The organism is Arthrobacter sp. TE12231, assembly GCF_054062895.1.
In genome coordinates this window covers 2,490,012-2,505,851 of record NZ_JBSSFS010000001.1, presented here as the reverse complement: position 1 = coordinate 2,505,851, position 15,840 = coordinate 2,490,012, and the positions used below count along the sequence as shown (strand labels likewise).

General features: G+C 68.0%; 12 protein-coding genes. 8 read left to right on the top strand and 4 right to left on the bottom strand.

Annotation, left to right across the window (positions count from 1 at the left end):
- The first annotated feature begins 10 nt into the window (after positions 1–10).
- Entirely contained in the window at positions 11–1,033 is a 1,023-nt protein-coding gene (locus tag ACVWYS_RS11365) for a GNAT family N-acetyltransferase (protein ID WP_456506986.1), read from the top strand.
- Between the two features lie 143 nt (positions 1,034–1,176).
- Here the strand turns inward: ACVWYS_RS11365 and ACVWYS_RS11360 are convergent, their stop codons facing one another.
- Positions 1,177–1,695: a DinB family protein gene (locus tag ACVWYS_RS11360; RefSeq protein WP_456509748.1), complete on the bottom strand. Its 519-nt coding sequence runs from the start codon at positions 1,693–1,695 to the stop codon at positions 1,177–1,179.
- A 428-nt stretch (positions 1,696–2,123) separates the two neighbouring features.
- Between ACVWYS_RS11360 and ACVWYS_RS11355 the strand changes: the two genes are divergently transcribed.
- Together ACVWYS_RS11355 and ACVWYS_RS11350 are read left to right on the top strand one after the other, a co-directional pair.
- The gene (locus ACVWYS_RS11355) at positions 2,124–3,980 is read left to right on the top strand and encodes a DUF222 domain-containing protein (protein ID WP_456509747.1); all 1,857 of its coding nucleotides are present in this window, start codon (positions 2,124–2,126) and stop codon (positions 3,978–3,980) included.
- 362 nt (positions 3,981–4,342) lie between these two features.
- The gene (locus ACVWYS_RS11350; protein WP_456509746.1) at positions 4,343–4,726 is read left to right on the top strand and encodes a VOC family protein; all 384 of its coding nucleotides are present in this window, start codon (positions 4,343–4,345) and stop codon (positions 4,724–4,726) included.
- 286 nt (positions 4,727–5,012) lie between these two features.
- On the opposite strand, the gene ACVWYS_RS11345 is transcribed toward ACVWYS_RS11350, so the two are convergent.
- Entirely contained in the window at positions 5,013–7,589 is a 2,577-nt protein-coding gene (locus ACVWYS_RS11345; protein ID WP_456509745.1) for a DNA gyrase/topoisomerase IV subunit A, read from the bottom strand.
- Between the two features lie 68 nt (positions 7,590–7,657).
- Between ACVWYS_RS11345 and ACVWYS_RS11340 the strand changes: the two genes are divergently transcribed.
- The 3 genes from ACVWYS_RS11340 (at position 7,658) to ACVWYS_RS11330 (ending at position 12,424) form a co-directional block, all read left to right on the top strand.
- Positions 7,658–10,369: a bifunctional acetate--CoA ligase family protein/GNAT family N-acetyltransferase gene (locus tag ACVWYS_RS11340; protein ID WP_456506982.1), complete on the top strand. Its 2,712-nt coding sequence runs from the start codon at positions 7,658–7,660 to the stop codon at positions 10,367–10,369.
- An 80-nt stretch (positions 10,370–10,449) separates the two neighbouring features.
- A complete protein-coding gene (locus ACVWYS_RS11335) occupies positions 10,450–11,193 on the top strand; it encodes a DUF5998 family protein (protein WP_091255674.1) in 744 nt (247 codons plus the stop codon).
- Between the two features lies 1 nt (position 11,194).
- On the top strand, positions 11,195–12,424 hold the full coding sequence (locus tag ACVWYS_RS11330) for an alkaline phosphatase family protein (RefSeq protein WP_116768192.1): 1,230 nt from the start codon (positions 11,195–11,197) through the stop codon (positions 12,422–12,424).
- 15 nt (positions 12,425–12,439) lie between these two features.
- Here the strand turns inward: ACVWYS_RS11330 and sepH are convergent, their stop codons facing one another.
- A complete protein-coding gene (gene sepH, locus ACVWYS_RS11325; protein WP_456506981.1) occupies positions 12,440–13,876 on the bottom strand; it encodes a septation protein SepH in 1,437 nt (478 codons plus the stop codon).
- 358 nt (positions 13,877–14,234) lie between these two features.
- Between sepH and ACVWYS_RS11320 the strand changes: the two genes are divergently transcribed.
- Positions 14,235–14,534: a DUF4193 domain-containing protein gene (locus ACVWYS_RS11320; RefSeq protein ID WP_091255680.1), complete on the top strand. Its 300-nt coding sequence runs from the start codon at positions 14,235–14,237 to the stop codon at positions 14,532–14,534.
- A 21-nt stretch (positions 14,535–14,555) separates the two neighbouring features.
- On the opposite strand, the gene ACVWYS_RS11315 is transcribed toward ACVWYS_RS11320, so the two are convergent.
- Complete coding sequence (locus ACVWYS_RS11315; protein ID WP_456506980.1) at positions 14,556–15,041, bottom strand: DUF3093 domain-containing protein; 486 nt, start codon at positions 15,039–15,041, stop codon at positions 14,556–14,558.
- A gap of 168 nt (positions 15,042–15,209) precedes the next feature.
- Here ACVWYS_RS11315 and dut point away from each other — a divergent pair, with 168 nt between their 5' ends.
- Positions 15,210–15,728 carry a dUTP diphosphatase gene (gene dut / locus ACVWYS_RS11310; protein WP_116768189.1) on the top strand — a complete coding sequence of 173 codons (519 nt, stop codon included), beginning with the start codon at positions 15,210–15,212 and terminating at the stop codon, positions 15,726–15,728.
- Positions 15,729–15,840: the final 112 nt, after the last annotated feature.

Genomic DNA, 15,840 nt, shown 5'->3' with positions numbered 1-15,840 from the left:
GCCTGTTGCCATGAACCGACAAGGCGATACCCTGCACCCGCTGGATTCCCGGCTGGTTTGGCGGGCGGCAGAACAGCAGGACCTCGATGAGTGGGCCGGACTGATCGCCCGGACCGCCGCCGTGGAGCAGCCCGTCTGGTTCGAGCGCCGCGCCGATCTGGAGCAGATCCTGGAGTCGAAGAACAACCCGGTGGCGGCGAACACCATCCTCGGGTTCGATCCGCAAGGCATTGCCCGGGCGTACGCCAGGGTCACCAAGAACCGCGACGGGGATAAGGCGACAGGGTCCGGTTGCGTGGATCCTGCGTGGCAGGGGAGTGGAATCGGCACCGGGCTGTTGGGCTGGATGGAACAGCGGACCAGGGAGCGCTTCGTGGAGGATGCTGCAGCGGCAGGCGGCGTGGCGGAGGCCGGAGCGGTGGAGCCGCATCCGAGGCTGCGGCTCTACATGGAGGAGAAACATCAACACCAGGCGGCTTTGTTCGCGGGCTCCGGCTACAGCATTGTCCGCTACTACAACGAGATGCACCGGCCACTGAACCAGGCGTTGCCCGATGGTGTCCTAGACCCCGGACTGGAGCTCGTGACCTTCGGGCCAGCGCTCCACGAGCCCGTGCGGCTGGCGCACAATGACGCATTTCGGGACCACTGGGGCAGCGAGCCCCGGGACGAAGAGGGATGGGGTTTTGTGGTGAACGATCCGCAGGCCCGGCCGGACCTCAGCGGCGTCGTGCTTGAGCGTTCCACGGGAACGGTGGCGGGCTACCAGTTGGCCACCTACGACGCCGAGGGCGCCTTGGCCCGTGGCTACCGCGAGGGGTACACAGAGCTGCTGGGAGTGCGGCGGGATTTCCGCGGCCGTGGCATCGCGCAGGTCCTCCTGGCGGATGCCATGCGCCGATTTGCCGCCGCCGGAATGGACGTGGCCTCCTTGGACGTCGATTCAGAAAACCCCACCGGAGCCCTCGCGCTGTACATCAAGATGGGCTATTCGGCAGTCAACCGCAGCATGGCGTGGGACAAGGATCTGTAGTCGGCTGTGGGTTAGGGGGCGTCTGCTCGGGGGACTGCACTTGGGGCCGCTAGCTAGCGGACCGGGGGATGAAGGACTGCAGGCTACCGGGCTGCAGGCTACCGGGCCGGCAGCCTGCAGTCCACGCGCTAACCGTCGAGGGGCTAACCGTCCACATCGTGGAGGTGATGCACGACGTCGTGCAGGAAGTACTGCGCAAAGGTCAGGACCGTGAATACTGAGCCGTTGCTCCGGGTCCCCTTGCGGTCCCAGTCCTCCTCCGTGACGCGGGCGAAGGACGCAGCAATCTGTTCGCCCTCGGTGGTCAGTTCGGCGCCAACTTCGGCAGGATCGGCGTTGGCGTAGTCCTGTTCGATGGCTGTCCGGTCCTGGTCCCAGTCATCGAACCGGGCGTCGTCCTCGCCCAGCATGAGCGCCAAACGGTGATCGAAGAGTGTGAAGACGTCCCGGACGTGGCAGCCGTACTCGAGAACGGACCAGGTGGCCTCATCGGGCCGCTCCGCCGCGTCCGGCCGGCGGAGGGCGGCGCGCCACCGCGGGAGCATGGTGGTGATGATCCCGGGCACGGTGGCCGGGGTCGCAACGGAGGCATCGAAACCGCACTCGGGGCAGGGCCGCGACAGGACCCAAGTCCAGTCCTTGGTATCCGGGATGATAGGCATTCCAGCAGTGTAAGTGCATTTGTGCCGTCGGGCATCCCTATCACGTGCGGCATCCCGAAGCCTTGCAGCCTCCGGGGCAAAGCTCGGAAGAATCGCGATCCACTCGTGGAGTTGGAATTTGGGTTCGCGCTAAGAATGTCAGACCCCCGGAGGAGAGTGGTGTCATGGAAGCCGCCAGGGGTTTCATTGGGTTCGGGGACGACGGGCAGGGCACGGATCGGTGCACCGGTCGCGCTGCGGGCTGCGGCGCGGATCCCGGCACGGGCCGCGACTCATGTCAAGGTTTAGACCTGGCCCGGCGGTCGGGTGTGGATGTTGCCCTGGCCGCGTTGGAGGCTGTGGGTTCGACGGCGGTTCAGGATGCGGCATTATGGGATTTCCGGACCGCGGCGGACTTCGCCGGGGGTGTGGAGGAGCTCTCGCGCCGGGTGGAGTTTTTACAGCTGGTGGCGGCCGGTGCGGTGGACCGGACCCGGACGCAGGCCTCCCCGGCAGCCGGGGCGGGGGCCGGCTCGTCGTGGACGACGGGCTGGCGCGACGACGCCCTCGGAACCGCGGCGGCTGAGGCGTCGCCCGGTTCTGCGGCTTCGCCCGATGCGCTGACCGGGGAGGGTGTGCCGTGGGATGCGGCCGGTGACGCGGCGGTGGTGGATGACGGGTACCGGAGCACGGCGGAGTTCCTGCGGGCGCGGCTGCGGATCGGTGCCCCGGAGGCTAAGCGCCGGCTGTCCCTGGCCGGGGGCCTGCTGCCCCGCCGGGGACTCACCGGCCAGCCCGTCCCGGCCGTGCACGCGGAACTCGGTGCGGCGGTCGCGTCCGGGCAGGTCGCATCCGGGGCCGCGACGATCATCACGGCGGCGCTGGAGAAGGTCCGGCACGCCTGTGACGCCGGGGCCCTGGCCCGGATGGAGCACGCCCTGACCCGCACGGCCGCGGAAAACGACGCGGACTTCCTGGCCCGGGTCGCCCGGGGCTGGGCGGATGCGCTGGATCAGGACGGTGCCGAGCCCTCCGAGGAGCTGCTGCGCCAGCTGCAGGGCGCCTTCATCCGGCGCCCGCGCCACGGCCTGCACCATCTTGAGATCTTCGCGACCACCGAACAGTTCGAATACCTCCTCACCGCCATGAACACCGGCACCAACCCCCGCACCGCCACCACGGACACCGCCGCCGCCGGGACCACGAAAGCCGCCGCCTCTGAGGGATCGGCCACCGCCGCCGCTTCTGAGGGCCCCACGGCTGGCGCTGAGGACTCCGCCACCGGTGTCGCCGCCTCTGATGGCTGGGCGGCGGGTGCCGGGACGGTCGCCGGTCACGGCTGGACGGTTGATGCCACCGGCGGTGGCACTGCTTCTGCTGGCTGGGCCGCCGAGCCCGCCGGCGCCGCTTTCGCGGTGGGGTTGGCCGCCAATGAGCCGGCCAGTGACGGCTGGGGCGTCGGCACACACGCTGGCGACGTGGCCTGTGACGCCAGGGCCGGCGGCGTGTCGGCTCACGCGGATGCCCAGACCCCGGCCCCGGCTCCGGCCCCGGTGACTCATGCCGTTCTGGATGACGCCCCCGCCGTATCGGGGCAGCGGGTGTGCGAGGAGGATCCGGGGGCGGCGGGGCTGGATCATCGGTCCCGGGCCCAGCGGCTGCTGGACGGCCTGGTCGGTGCCTGCGGGATCGCCCTCGCCACCGGGGGACTGCCCGCCGCCGGCGGGCTCCGCCCCCAGGTCATGGTCACCATGGATTACCGGGACCTGCTGGCCCGGCTCGGCACCACCACCGACGGCCAAGCTGGCCCGGCAGAAGCCCAGGAAACGGCCGGTGCGGCGTTCCGGCCCGCGGGGGCGGTGCGGGAAACGGGTGCGCTGCTGTTCACCGGACCCGTGACCGCCTCCACCATCCGGAAGATCGCCTGCGACGCGGACATCATCCCCGTCCTGCTCGGGGGTGAGGGACGGATCCTGGACATCGGCCGGGCGTCCCGGCTCTTCCCGCCCCACCTCCGCAAAGCCCTCATCGCCCGCGACCTCGGCTGCGCCTTCCCCGGCTGCACCATCCCCGCGCCCTGGTGCGAAGCCCACCACATCACCTACTGGTCCCGCGGCGGGACCACGGGCACGGAGAACGGGGCCCTGCTGTGCTCCCATCACCACCACCTGATCCACAAGGAAGCGTGGACCATCCGGATCCGGACCGGGATTCCCTGGTTCATCCCGCCACCCCACATCGACCCCGGCCAAAAACCCCGCCGCAACCACTACTTCACACCCGCCCGACCCGCCCGGGCAGCATGACCGCTGCCCGGAGAGTGGCGGCCTGATCGCGGCGATGATGCCAGCCGTGTAATCACGGACCCGGCAATGACGCCAGCGCCCGCTGCCGTTCGCGGTGGCCACGGCCCCATGACGGCGACCCGGTTGGCGACGGCGGCTCCTCATGACGCCCGCACAACCGAGTCCCGCCCGGTGGCCAGGGATCCTCACCACGGCCGCATGACGGCGGCTCGAGCAGTTTAATGAACCGGCCCTCGGGGCGCGCGTGGCGGACGCGGCGAGACGCTGACGGTCACCGGAATCCTGCTTCAGTTTCACGGGTACGCGCGGCGCCCGGAGGAGTAAGATTCCTTCCGGGGGGCGGGCCTGGAAAGAGAATAGCCATGCTCAAGGATCAGCAAGTCGGCGCTGTGCTACCGGCGGCGGATATCGCCCGTGCACGGGGTTTCTACCGCGACAAGCTCGGGCTCGAACCCGACAACCCGGATGCCGAAGACAACCTGCAGTACACGTGCGGCGGCGGAACCCGGTTCCTCCTGTACCAAACGCCTAACGCCGGCACCGCCAAGAACACGCAGATCGGCTGGACGGTCGACGACCTGCCGGCGGCCGTTGCGGAACTCCGGGCCAACGGAATCGTCTTCGAGGAATACGACTTCCCGGGCCTGAAAACCGAGGACGGAATTGCCACCACTCCCGACGGGAGTTCGGCCGCATGGTTCCTGGACACCGAGGGCAACATCTTGAGCCTCAACCACATGGCGTAGCCCCTACTCCACGGAACCTGGAATGGCGCCTGCGGAAAGAAAGATTGCCGGACGCCGATCCTTCAGGTCAATCCTTCACGCCGGGTCCGGCGACGGCGCCCGAGCTTATGGATCGAACGTAAAGCCCGATTGCAGGGAGCGAGCACAAAGCCCGGTCGGGCCGCGAAAACGCGGCCCGACCGGGCTTTGTGTGGTCAGACGGCTACACATCTGTCCCGGACTGCTGACATGCGGCCTACGAAACCACGGCCCTCGGAAACTGCGCGCATCCTGCGAACCAAGACGGCTACGCGTCCGTCCCGGCCGGCGTCCCGGCGGAGGCCGCATGCGCGGCCCCGGCCTCCGGTTCCTCGGACCACGCCATGCTGGGGCCAATGGCGTCGATAGCCTGGGACAGGGGGAGCCCGGAACCGTCGCGGCGGCCGTGCTCGCCCGGGAGGGAGCGCGCCACGCCCGCCGAAGAGGAAGCCTTGGCGGGACCGTGGCCGGCCCAGCCGAGGAGCAGCGTGTCCTCGCCCTTGAGGAAGCGGTGGGCCCGCACTCCGGCCGTGGCCCGGCCCTTGGCCGGGTATTCGGCCAGCGCGGTGACCTTGGCAGCCCCGGGGGCGGTGCCCGGAAGGGCCCCTTCGGTCCCAGCGATGGTCACGACTACGGCGGCGGCGTCGGCGGCGTTGGCGGTCCCGAAGAACAGAACCCGGTCCCCGGCGGCCAGCTTGATTCCGGCCATGCCGCCTGCGGTCCGGCCCTGCGGGCGGACCGCGGAAGCACTGAAGCGCAGCAGTTGGGCCTGGCGCGTGATGAAGACGAGATCGTCGTCGTCGGACCCCGCGGACGTAACACCCACCACGGTGTCCTTGTCCTTGAGCGCGATCACTTCCCAGTCCTCGCGAATCAGCGGATAGTCCGGCTGCACCCGCTTGACTACGCCCTGGGCGGTTCCGATTGCGAGGATTTGGTCCAGGGGAACGAAAGCCACAAGCGACTCGCCCTTGAGGAGGGTGATGAAGTCCTTGGCCGGCACGCCGCCAGCCATGTTCGGAGTGCCCGACGTCGGCGGTAGCACGGGCATGTCCATGACCTGAAGGCGCAGCATGCGTCCCTGCGACGTCACGGCCGCGATCTCGCCGCGGGCTGATGTCTTGACCACGGAGGAGAAAACGTCATGCCGGGTCCGGGGGCCTGCCTCGGCCAGGCTTTCCTGGTTGGAAGTGCGCGCGATCTGACCGGACGCCGTGAGGATGGCCCAGCAGGGATCGTCCGCGATCTCGAGCGCCAGCGGCGCCGCCTTGCCCTTGGCCCCGGTGACGGCGCCCGCGGCGGCCGCGACGGTGGGGGAGACGGCCTCGGATTCCAGCAGCACTGTCCGCCGCGGGGTGCCGTACTTCTCCGCGATCTCGCCGAGTTCGTCTGAGACGAGGCCACGCAGCAGCGCGGGGGAGCCCAGGATGGCCTCGAGCTCGGCGATTTCCCGGCGGAGCTCCTCCTGCTCCTTCTCCAGTTCGATCCGCGAGTACTTGGTCAGCTGCCGCAGCCGCAGTTCCAGGATGTAGTTGGCCTGGATCTCGGTGAGGTCGTAGATGGACATCAGCCGGGTCCGGGCCGCGGCAACCTCGTCGGAGGACCGGATGATCTGGATGACCTCGTCAATGTCAACGATCGCGATCAGGAGGCCCTCGACCAGGTGCAGGCGGTCCTTCTTCTTGCCCAGCCGGAAGGCCGTGCGGCGGCGTACAACGTTGATCCGGTGGTCCACATAGACCGAGAGCAGCTGCAGCAGCCCGAGGGTCTGGGGCTGCCCGTCCACGAGCGTGACGTTGTTGATGCCGAAGGAGTCTTCCATCGGGGTGTAGCGGTAGAGCTGCTGGAGTACCGCATTGGGATTGAAGCCGTTCTTGAGCTCAATGACCAGGCGCAGGCCGTGCTTGCGATCCGTGAGGTCCACGATGTCGCTGATGCCGGTGAGCTTCTTGCCGTTGACGGCGTCCTTGATCTTCTCGATCACCTTCTCCGGCCCCACCATGTAGGGCAGTTCCGTGACCACCAGGCCGGTGCGGCGGGCCGAGAGTTGCTCGATCTCCACCTTGGCTCGGGTCTTGAAGGAGCCTCGGCCCGTGGCGTAGGCGTCGCGGATGCCGTCCAGGCCAACGATCCGGCCGCCCGTGGGCAGGTCCGGGCCGGGGACGAACTTCATGATGTCCTCGAGCGTGGCGTCCGGGTTTTCGATCAGGTGCCGCGCGGCGGCGATGACCTCCACGAGGTTGTGCGGGGCCATGTTCGTGGCCATGCCGACGGCGATGCCCGTGGCGCCGTTGACCAGCAGGTTGGGGAACGCGGCCGGGAGTACGTCCGGCTGGGTCAGCTGGTTGTCGTAGTTCGGAACGAAATCGACGACGTCCTCGTCGAGGTGGTCCGTGAGGGTCAGAGCCGCAGCCGCCAGCCGGGCCTCCGTGTAGCGGGGCGCGGCCGGCCCGTCGTCGAGCGAGCCGAAGTTGCCATGTCCGTCGATCAGCGGCAGCCGCAGGGAGAAGTCCTGCGCCATGCGGACCATGGCGTCGTAGATCGCCGCGTCGCCGTGGGGGTGCAGCTTGCCCATGACCTCGCCCACGACGCGGGCGCTCTTGACGTGGCCCCGGTCCGGGCGCAGCCCCATGTCGCTCATCATGTACAGGATGCGGCGCTGCACGGGCTTCAAGCCGTCGCGGGCGTCCGGGAGGGCCCGCGAGTAGATCACCGAATAGGCGTATTCGAGGAACGAGCCTTCCATCTCGGACGTGACATCAATATCGACGATGTTCTCTACGAATGTTCCTGCGGAATCTTGGCTGGCGTCCCCTGCCGGGGGCGTGGTTTGGCGGCGTGCCATGGGGCTGGTGGGTCCTTCTGAGGGGGTGCTGAACGGGTACTGCGTAAGTTTATGACTAGGCTAAGCCTATGGTGGATCAGCCCTCGGACGGCGTATATCCGGAATATTGGGAAGCCGATGTTGTCCTGCGCGACGGCGGCACAGCACATTTGCGCCCCATCCACCCCTCCGATGCGGACGCGGTCCAGGCCTTCCACGTGGGCCAGTCCCAGAAGTCCATCTATATGCGCTTCTTCGCCTTCAAGTCCCGGCTGACCGGCAAGGAACTCAAGCGCTTCACCGAGGTGGACTATAAGGACCGGGTTGCCCTGGTGATCACCATCGGCGGCGAGATCCTGGGCATCGGCCGTTACGACCGGCTCAACGACCCGGAAGAGGCCGAGGTCGCCTTCAACATCGCCGACGCCCACCAGGGCCGCGGGATCGGCTCGATCCTGCTGGAACACCTCGCGGCCGCCGCCCGCGAAAACGGGATCCGCAAGTTCAGCGCCGAAGTGCTCCCGGAAAACCGCAAGATGCTCATGGTGTTCTCCGACGCCGGCTATGACGTCAAACGGCACTTTGACGACGGCGTGGTCAGCCTCGAGTTCAACATCGATCCCACGGACAAATCCCGGGCCGTGATGGAATCCCGCGAGCACCGCGCCGAGGCCCGCAGCATCCAGGAACTGCTGGCCCCGTCCTCCGTGGCCGTGATCGGGGCGAGCCGCAAATGGGGAACCGTGGGCTACCAGTTGCTTGAGCACATCATCGAAGGCGGGTTCCACGGCCCGGTGTATGCCATCAACCCGGAGGCCCTGGAACTGGCCGGCATGCTCTCCTTCGCCCGGCTCTCTGAGGTCCCGGGTCCGGTCAAGCTCGCCGTCATCGCGGTCCCGTATGACGAAGTCCCCAAGGTCGTCGAGGAATGCGGCGCCGCCGGCGTGAAGGGAATCGTGGTCGCCACCGCCGGGTACGCGGACGACGGCGAACGCGGACTGGCCCGCCAGCGCGAACTCGTGCGGCAGGCCCGCGCCAACGGCATGCGCGTGATCGGGCCAGCCTCGCTGGGCATCGTCAATACCAACCCGGCCGTGTCCCTCAACGCCTCTATGGCGCCCACGCTGGCCCGCCGCGGCGGCCTGGGGCTCTTCAGCCAGTCGGCCGCCATCGGCGTAGCCCTTTACGCCGCCTCCAGCCGCCGCAGGGTGGGCATCTCGACCTTCCTCTCCGCCGGCAACCGCGCCGACGTCTCCGGCAACGACCTGATGCAGTACTGGGAGGACGACGCCGACACCACGGCGGTGGGGCTGTATCTGGAATCGATCGGCAACCCGCGCAAGTTTTCCCGGCTGGCGCGACGCCTGGCCCGGATCAAGCCCGTTATTGTGGCCAAGTCCGACGCCATGGGCCTGAACTTGCCGCCCGGGCACGCCGTCCGCACCACGCAGGCGCCCCCTGAAGCCCTGGACGCCATGATGCGGCAGGCCGGCGTGATCCGGGTCGAGACCATCGAAGAACTCATGGACGTCGCCCAGATCGTGTCCAGCCAGCCGCTGCCCAAGGGCCCCGGCATCGCCGTCTTCAGCAATTCGCGTGCCCTCGGCAAGGTGGTGGCGGACAGCGCCGCCGGGCAGGGTCTCGGCGTGGACCGGATCGTCGCCGACGTCGACCTCGACGCCGGCATGTCCCGCGCCCTGCCGGCCCTGCGGCGGAGCCTGCAGGAAACGCTGACGTCGGACTCGGTGCACGCTGTGGTGGTGGCGCTGCTTCCGGCGCGCGGCCTCACTGTCGAAAAAATCGCCGGCGTGCTGGCGGAATGTTCCGCGGCTGCCGGCAAGCCCGTGGTTGCCGCGTTTAGCGGAATCCTTGATCCTTCCATTTACGTGGAGGGCATGGTCGGGGCCGAGCCGGAGCAGCCACAGCAGGCTCTGCTCACTCCGCCGGTACCCTGCTACTCCAACCCCGGCACGGCGGTGGCGGCACTGGCCGCCGTCGTGCGCTATGCCCAGTGGCTGGACCGGGACCAAGGCCTGTTCGTGGAACCCGAAGGCTGCCACCCGGACGCCGCCCGCGAAGAGCTGGAACAGCTGCTGCACAACGTGGGCGGGGAGCAGCTGGTCCGGCTGGACCAGGACACGGCCGCGCGGCTGCTGGGCCACTACGGCATCCGGGTGGTCCCGTCTGTCGGGTTCGAAACGGTGGAGGAGGCCGTGGCGGCGGCCGAGCGTCTCGGCTGGCCGGTGGTGCTGAAGACCACGGATCCGGCCCTGCGGCACCGGCTGGACCTTGGAGGCGTGCGGCTGGACATCCATGACGCCGATTCGATGCGGCGCAACGTGCTGGAGATGCGGAAATCGCTGGAACGGTACGGCTCGCCGTCCCTGGAAGTGCAGACGATGGTGCCGGTGGGGCAGGCCTGCACCTTCCGTGCCATCGAGGATCCGTTGCTGGGGCCGGTGATCTCCTTCGGCCTGGCCGGCGACGCCGTGAACCTGCTCGACGACTGGGCCCACCGTGTGCCGCCGCTTTCCGGCTCCGACGTCCACGACTTCGTCCGGGCGCCCCGGGCCTCGAGGAAACTGTTCGGGTACCAGGGCCTTCCGGCCGTCGACGTTGCGGCGCTGGAGGATCTTGCCGCCCGGCTTACACGGCTCAAGGACAACCATCCGGAGGTCGCGCTGGTGCACTTCAACCCCGTCCTCGCCGGGCCCGACGGCGCGTCCATCCTGGCTGCCGACGTCAGGATCGCCAACGCCGCCCAGCGGACGGACACCGCGCGCCGCGCAATGCGCAGTTAGGCCCCCGCCCCCATCCCCGAAGCCCCTGTTCCGGACCGCGCAGTTAGCAAGTCCCCAGCCGATCTGTGAAAATGGAGACCATGAGCTCCCAGCCTCCAACACCCAAACCCCTGGCGACTGCCCCCGGACGCCAGACCGCGCACCACCATGGCCTCCATGACCACAGCGCGCAGGGCCAGAGCCTGGAAGGGTCCCTCCAGCAGGCCGGGTTCTACCCGCGCCTCGTGGCGGACGTTGTCGCCGATGCCCTGGACGGCCGCGATTGCGTGGCACACCTGGTGCACCTCGAGACGCACTTCGACCGTGCCGAGGTCCGCCGCCACATCACAGTCCTGGTGTTGACGGAGGACATGCTGGTCATCACCCATGTTGACGACCAGCAGCTTGACGAAGCCGGCGAGCAGACCGTCGCCCAGGTCTCCACCGAGTCCGTCCCGGTGACGCAGATCCGCTCGGTGGTCCTCAGCTACGTCTACGCCCAGCCGCAGGACTACAAGCCCTCTGACCCGGTCCGTGAGCTGACGCTGTCCATTGCCTGGTCCGGCGGCCAGCGCCTGGACATGGGGCCGGCCAGCTGCGGGGACCCGCAGTGCGAGGCCGATCACGGCTACAGCGGCACCATCGCGCAGGAGGACATCGTCCTGCGGATCAGCGCCGAGGCCGACGGCCTGCAGGCCGTGCAGGATGCCAAGCTCTTCGCGCGCGCCCTACGTGCCGTCAACACCGGCTCCGCGGCACCGGTCCCGCACACCGGGCCCGGTCTGCCGCCCCGACCGCGGATGGGTGTGTTCGGAAACCGCCTCAGCCGCGGCCACCAGCGCTGACATGGCTCACGTCCGTGAGCCAGAGGCTGCCCCGGTGACGGCCGCCGCCGGGTCCTCCCCGCTCCCGCCGGCCCCAGCATTTGGTCACCGCTCGATCGCCGAGGTCCTGACAAGTGCCGCGGCCAGCCTGGGGGTCCCGGGTTTCGAGAACAAATTGCACCTGCCGCCGGCCCAACGGGTCTGTGTGGTGCTGGCCGACGGTCTGGGACGCAACCTGCTGAAGCAAAAGACCGCGCACACGCCGTTCTTGCGCTCGGTCCTTCAGGCCGGGCAGGGCAGCGTCCCGGTGTCACTGGACTCGGCGTTCCCGTCCACCACCGCGGCGTCCCTTGCCAGCTTTGGCACCGGGCTCCCGGCCGGCCAGCACGGCATGGTCGGCTACGACGTCCTCGACCCCGACCAAGACCGGGTAGTGAACATGCTCGGCAACTGGGACGCCGGCGTCGACCCCCAGACCTGGCAGCCGTTCCCCACCGTATTTGAAAGGGCTGCCGACCACGTCGACGTCACGACGGTCAGCCTCCCGCAGTTCAGCACCTCGGCCATGACCCAGGCTGCGCTCCGCGGCGGACGATTCGTCACCGGCATCACCTCACACGCCCGCACCGGCGCGGCGGCCGAGGCTATGGCCGGCGCCGGGCCCTCGCTGATGTACTTCTACGTCAACGAACTGGACAAGGCCGGGCACCGCTACGGCTGCCAGTCACCCCAGTGGGAACACCAGCTCGAAGAGCTCGATGCCACCGTGCGCCGGCTCAACGCCACTTTGCCGCCCGGAACCACCGTTCTGCTTACGGCGGACCACGGCATGGTCGATGTCCCGGAGTCGCAGCGGATCGACTATTCCGCGGATCCGGCGCTCATCGCCGGAGTGCGGCACACCGCCGGCGAGCCGCGGATGGTTCACCTGTACCTTGAGGACGGAACGGACGACGTCGCCCGTGCACGCCTGCTGGAAAGCTGGCGGTCCCGCTTCGGGGACAGAATCTGGGCCTTCACCCGTGAGGAAGCGATCGCAGGCGGATTGTTCGGTGACGTGCGCGCGGAAGCAGCCCTGCGAATCGGGCACGTCATGATCGCGGCCCGGGATTCGCTGGCGCTCTACGATACGCGCCGGGTCCGGCCCACGGCCCTGGAAGTCGTAGGCCAGCACGGGTCCCTTACCAAGGCCGAACGGGAAGTTCCGCTGCTGTGCTTCAAGGCCGACGGTAAGAAAGCGCCCCGCCGCTAAAGCACAGCGGTTGTCCTACTGGTCGTTGCGGGTCCCAAAGACGATTTCATCCCAGCTGGGAACACTCGATCTTTTCGGCTTGGCCGGCTGGCGCTCCGGCTGGTCCGTACCGGCGTCGTTCCGGGTGGCGCCCTGGGACTCGCGGTGCTGCCGGCGCGAGCTTCCGCCGCCGATCAGTTCGTCCAGTCCAGGGCTTGCAGTCGGGTTCTTGGCCGCCGGGCGAAGTTGCGAGGCCGCAATGGTAACTTCCCGCGTCTCAGTGCTGACGCCGTCGTGCAGCTTCAGGACGTCGTCCTCTTCGGGGATGCGCGGTGCCAGGGTCAGACGCGAGAGCATCGACGGCCGGCCGTCGCGGCGGCGCGTGAAGGCATCGGTCTCGACCGGGGCGGCCGCCTCTGCCGAAGGAGTTGCTGGCTGCCCGGGGTCGCTGATATCCGGATTGACGTCGTCAGACTCAACGGCCGCGGGGACGGACTCCGGTTCAACATCCTGCGAAATCTCAGACGCCTCGGACAGCTCCGCCAGTTCGGCTATTTCGGGCACCTCGGCGGGCCGGGGATGGGCCGCGGGGACCCCATTGGTCAGGAGCATGGCGAGGGCGTCGTCGGCGTCCTCGTCCACCCCGATACGGTGACCCCGGCGGGAACGCAACATGTCCAGCAGCCCGTCGGCGTCCTGTTCCTGGTGGATCCGGTCCTGCTGAAGCAGCATCTGATGGATGATGCTGTGCTGGCCTGTCGCCGTCCGGGCTGCGGCCTCGGCATCGGTTTCAAAGTCAAAGGGCCGGTCGGAAACGGCGGTAAGCCGGCGCGTCGGAACGGGGCCTTCGAGAGGCTCGAGTTCGCTCAGCTGCTGGGCCCAGCGGTTCGCGTTGTGCAGCGATTTCCGGGCGGGGTGGAAGGTCCACATGGCCGGCGGTTCCTCGCCGATCCCGGCCGGGCCGCCGGGCTTCGGCTCGAAGCGGGCCACCACGTTCCAGCTGCCGTCGGGACGCCGCCACGAGTCCCATTCCAGACTTGAGGGTTCGACGCCGTAGGCCTTCAGACGGTGCTCGACCATGTCGCTGAGCGAAGCCGGATTGTCCCCGAATACGGACCGGTAGATGTCGTGGCCCGGGGCCGGGGAGGCCACCTCAACCTTGCGCGCCTGTTCGGCGATGTACTCGCGCTCGGCGAGGACCGGCCCTTCATAGCGCTGAACCTTTTCCAGCGGAATGCCGGACAGTTCCGCCACTTCGGTGGCGGTGGCTCCGTTCCGGATCCTGGTCTGGATATCCCGCGGAGACATGGCAATGGGTGCCGCGGCCGCGCTGGAAGCGGCCTTGGCCGCCGTCCGGCTGGCTGCCGCCCGAAGTGCTTCATCGATCGGCAGCTGGAACATCTCGCCGCCGGTGCCACTCAACAGGAGATGCTCTCCGTCGTCGTGGACGCCTACAAGCCGTAGATCCTGCATACAAATCCTCCACCCTGGCATTACTAACAATCGAAACTCTGCCACCAGCGGGACGCATTTCGGGTTAGGACGGCTGGCGCGCCGTGATTTTCCGCGACTTTCCGGCGGTTTTGGCCGGTCTGCGGAAGATAACGGCAGGAAGGGAGCAGCGGGCTCTGGTGTTCGGCAGGAGCTTAAGCAAAAATGACCGACACCGGGCACAAAAACCGCATGTCCGGCGTTGACATCGGAGAACCGCTCCGGGAGCCCGAGGCCACAAGCCCGGCAGGGCTGCCGGGACTGGCGAACCATTTGATCAAATTGAGCAAAATGGTCACATCGATCGAATCGAACGAATGCGGAGTGTGAGCAACAAATAATGGCGACTGATTACGATGCGCCGCGCAAGACCGAAGAAGACCTCAGTGAGGATTCCATTGAGGCTCTGAAGGTGCGGCGTACGGAGAAGCCTTCCGCTGTGGTGGATGAAGACGAGTCCGACCTCGCCGAAGGCTACGAACTTCCCGGCGCTGACTTGTCCGGGGAGGAACTGCTGGTCCGGGTCCTGCCCGCCCAGGCAGACGAATTCACCTGTGCCTCCTGCTTCCTCGTCCGCCACCGTTCGCAGATTGCCCGAGAAAAGGACGGCCTCAAGTACTGCAAGGACTGCGAGGGCTAGGCTCCCGGCAACGGGTGCAAGTCAGGAATTGAGTGTGGCAAGCAGCTGCTCTGGGTGGCGGGTGGATGTGAGCCAGTAAGGGGTGCGGTCCGAGGGGTCCTCGATCTCGATCCGGACCACCGGATCCACCCAGCCGCGGATACATAGGAACGCCAGGCCGTTAAGGCGTGTGCCGCGTTCCGCCGTCGCCTCCTTGCCCCGGAACGCCGTCGCCTTTCCCAGGAACCCGCGTTCGATCGTGGCCCGGCCCACCTTCAGGGTGGTCTTCGTGACGGTGATCGACGGCGTGGAGAGCACCAGAAGTACAGAGATGACGACGAAGAGCACAATGGCTGCGGTGATGCCGGCCCAGATGCTGATGGGCGCCAGCATGAGGATTCCGGCGCTGGAGAGCCCCGCCGACACAAGCCAGATCCAGAAGTTCGGCCAGAGCTTCTCGGCGTACAGGACAGTGGAGTCGCTCGGGGCACTCTTGGGGGCAGGCGCAGCTGCGCTGGATTCGGGCATATGCCCAGCTTTCCATCTTTCGCGGGCTATTTCATCTCGGCTTCACCCGGCTCGAAGTCCATGCCAGCCCCGCTCCTACCCGGCGGCCCGCACGCGCGGCCGGTTGGCAGCCCGCGGGCGCGCAGGCGGCTAGGACGATACTCGTTGCTGGCGTTAGAGTGAGGGACTGTGACTGAAGAAAACACCGCCGTCGCCGGGGCCGCACCAATGGCCCGCGATGCAGAGTATGGAACGCCCACCTTGACGGTACAGCTGAAGATGCTCGACGACGGGCTCGAACCGCCGTCGTACGCGCACCCGGGCGACGCCGGCGCCGACCTTCGCGCCCGCGAGGACGTGGTCCTTGCGCCGGGGGAGCGCCGCCTGGTTCCAACCGGGGTTTCCATTGCCCTCCCTGACGGCTTCGTTGCGCTCATCCACCCCCGGTCCGGCCTCGCCACAAAGCACGGTCTGACCGTTGTGAACGCCCCCGGCACGGTCGACGCCGGCTACCGCGGAGAAATCGCGGTGACACTGCTCAATACGGACCGGGACGAGGCGATCGAGCTGCGGCGCGGCGATAGAATTGCACAAATGGTCATTCAACGCGTGGAGTATGCACGGTTCCTCCCCGTCGAGGAACTGGACGGCTCGGTCCGGGGCGGAGGCGGCTTCGGCTCCACCGGCGGTTTCGGCGGACCGGCCTGAATACAGGTTCCGGCCTGGCCATGAGGGTCATCCGGGATTCTGCAGTGCCGCACACGGCGCTGCAACAAGATCAGCGGTGCAGGGAAAATTGAGCAGGCGGCTGCCGGGTAGC

What these genes read in the sequence shown, in the direction of transcription:
- ACVWYS_RS11315 (WP_456506980.1), bottom strand. Translation starts at nt 15,041, where the DNA reads ATGCCCGAATCCAGCGCAGCTGCGCCTGCCCCCAAGAGTGCCCCGAGC.
- ACVWYS_RS11335 (WP_091255674.1), top strand. Translation starts at nt 10,450, where the DNA reads ATGAGCTCCCAGCCTCCAACACCCAAACCCCTGGCGACTGCCCCCGGA.
- ACVWYS_RS11365 (WP_456506986.1), top strand. Translation starts at nt 11, where the DNA reads ATGAACCGACAAGGCGATACCCTGCACCCGCTGGATTCCCGGCTGGTT.
- ACVWYS_RS11330 (WP_116768192.1), top strand. Translation starts at nt 11,195, where the DNA reads ATGGCTCACGTCCGTGAGCCAGAGGCTGCCCCGGTGACGGCCGCCGCC.
- sepH (WP_456506981.1), bottom strand. Translation starts at nt 13,876, where the DNA reads ATGCAGGATCTACGGCTTGTAGGCGTCCACGACGACGGAGAGCATCTC.
- ACVWYS_RS11340 (WP_456506982.1), top strand. Translation starts at nt 7,658, where the DNA reads ATGGTGGATCAGCCCTCGGACGGCGTATATCCGGAATATTGGGAAGCC.
- ACVWYS_RS11360 (WP_456509748.1), bottom strand. Translation starts at nt 1,695, where the DNA reads ATGCCTATCATCCCGGATACCAAGGACTGGACTTGGGTCCTGTCGCGG.
- ACVWYS_RS11350 (WP_456509746.1), top strand. Translation starts at nt 4,343, where the DNA reads ATGCTCAAGGATCAGCAAGTCGGCGCTGTGCTACCGGCGGCGGATATC.
- ACVWYS_RS11320 (WP_091255680.1), top strand. Translation starts at nt 14,235, where the DNA reads ATGGCGACTGATTACGATGCGCCGCGCAAGACCGAAGAAGACCTCAGT.
- ACVWYS_RS11345 (WP_456509745.1), bottom strand. Translation starts at nt 7,589, where the DNA reads ATGGCACGCCGCCAAACCACGCCCCCGGCAGGGGACGCCAGCCAAGAT.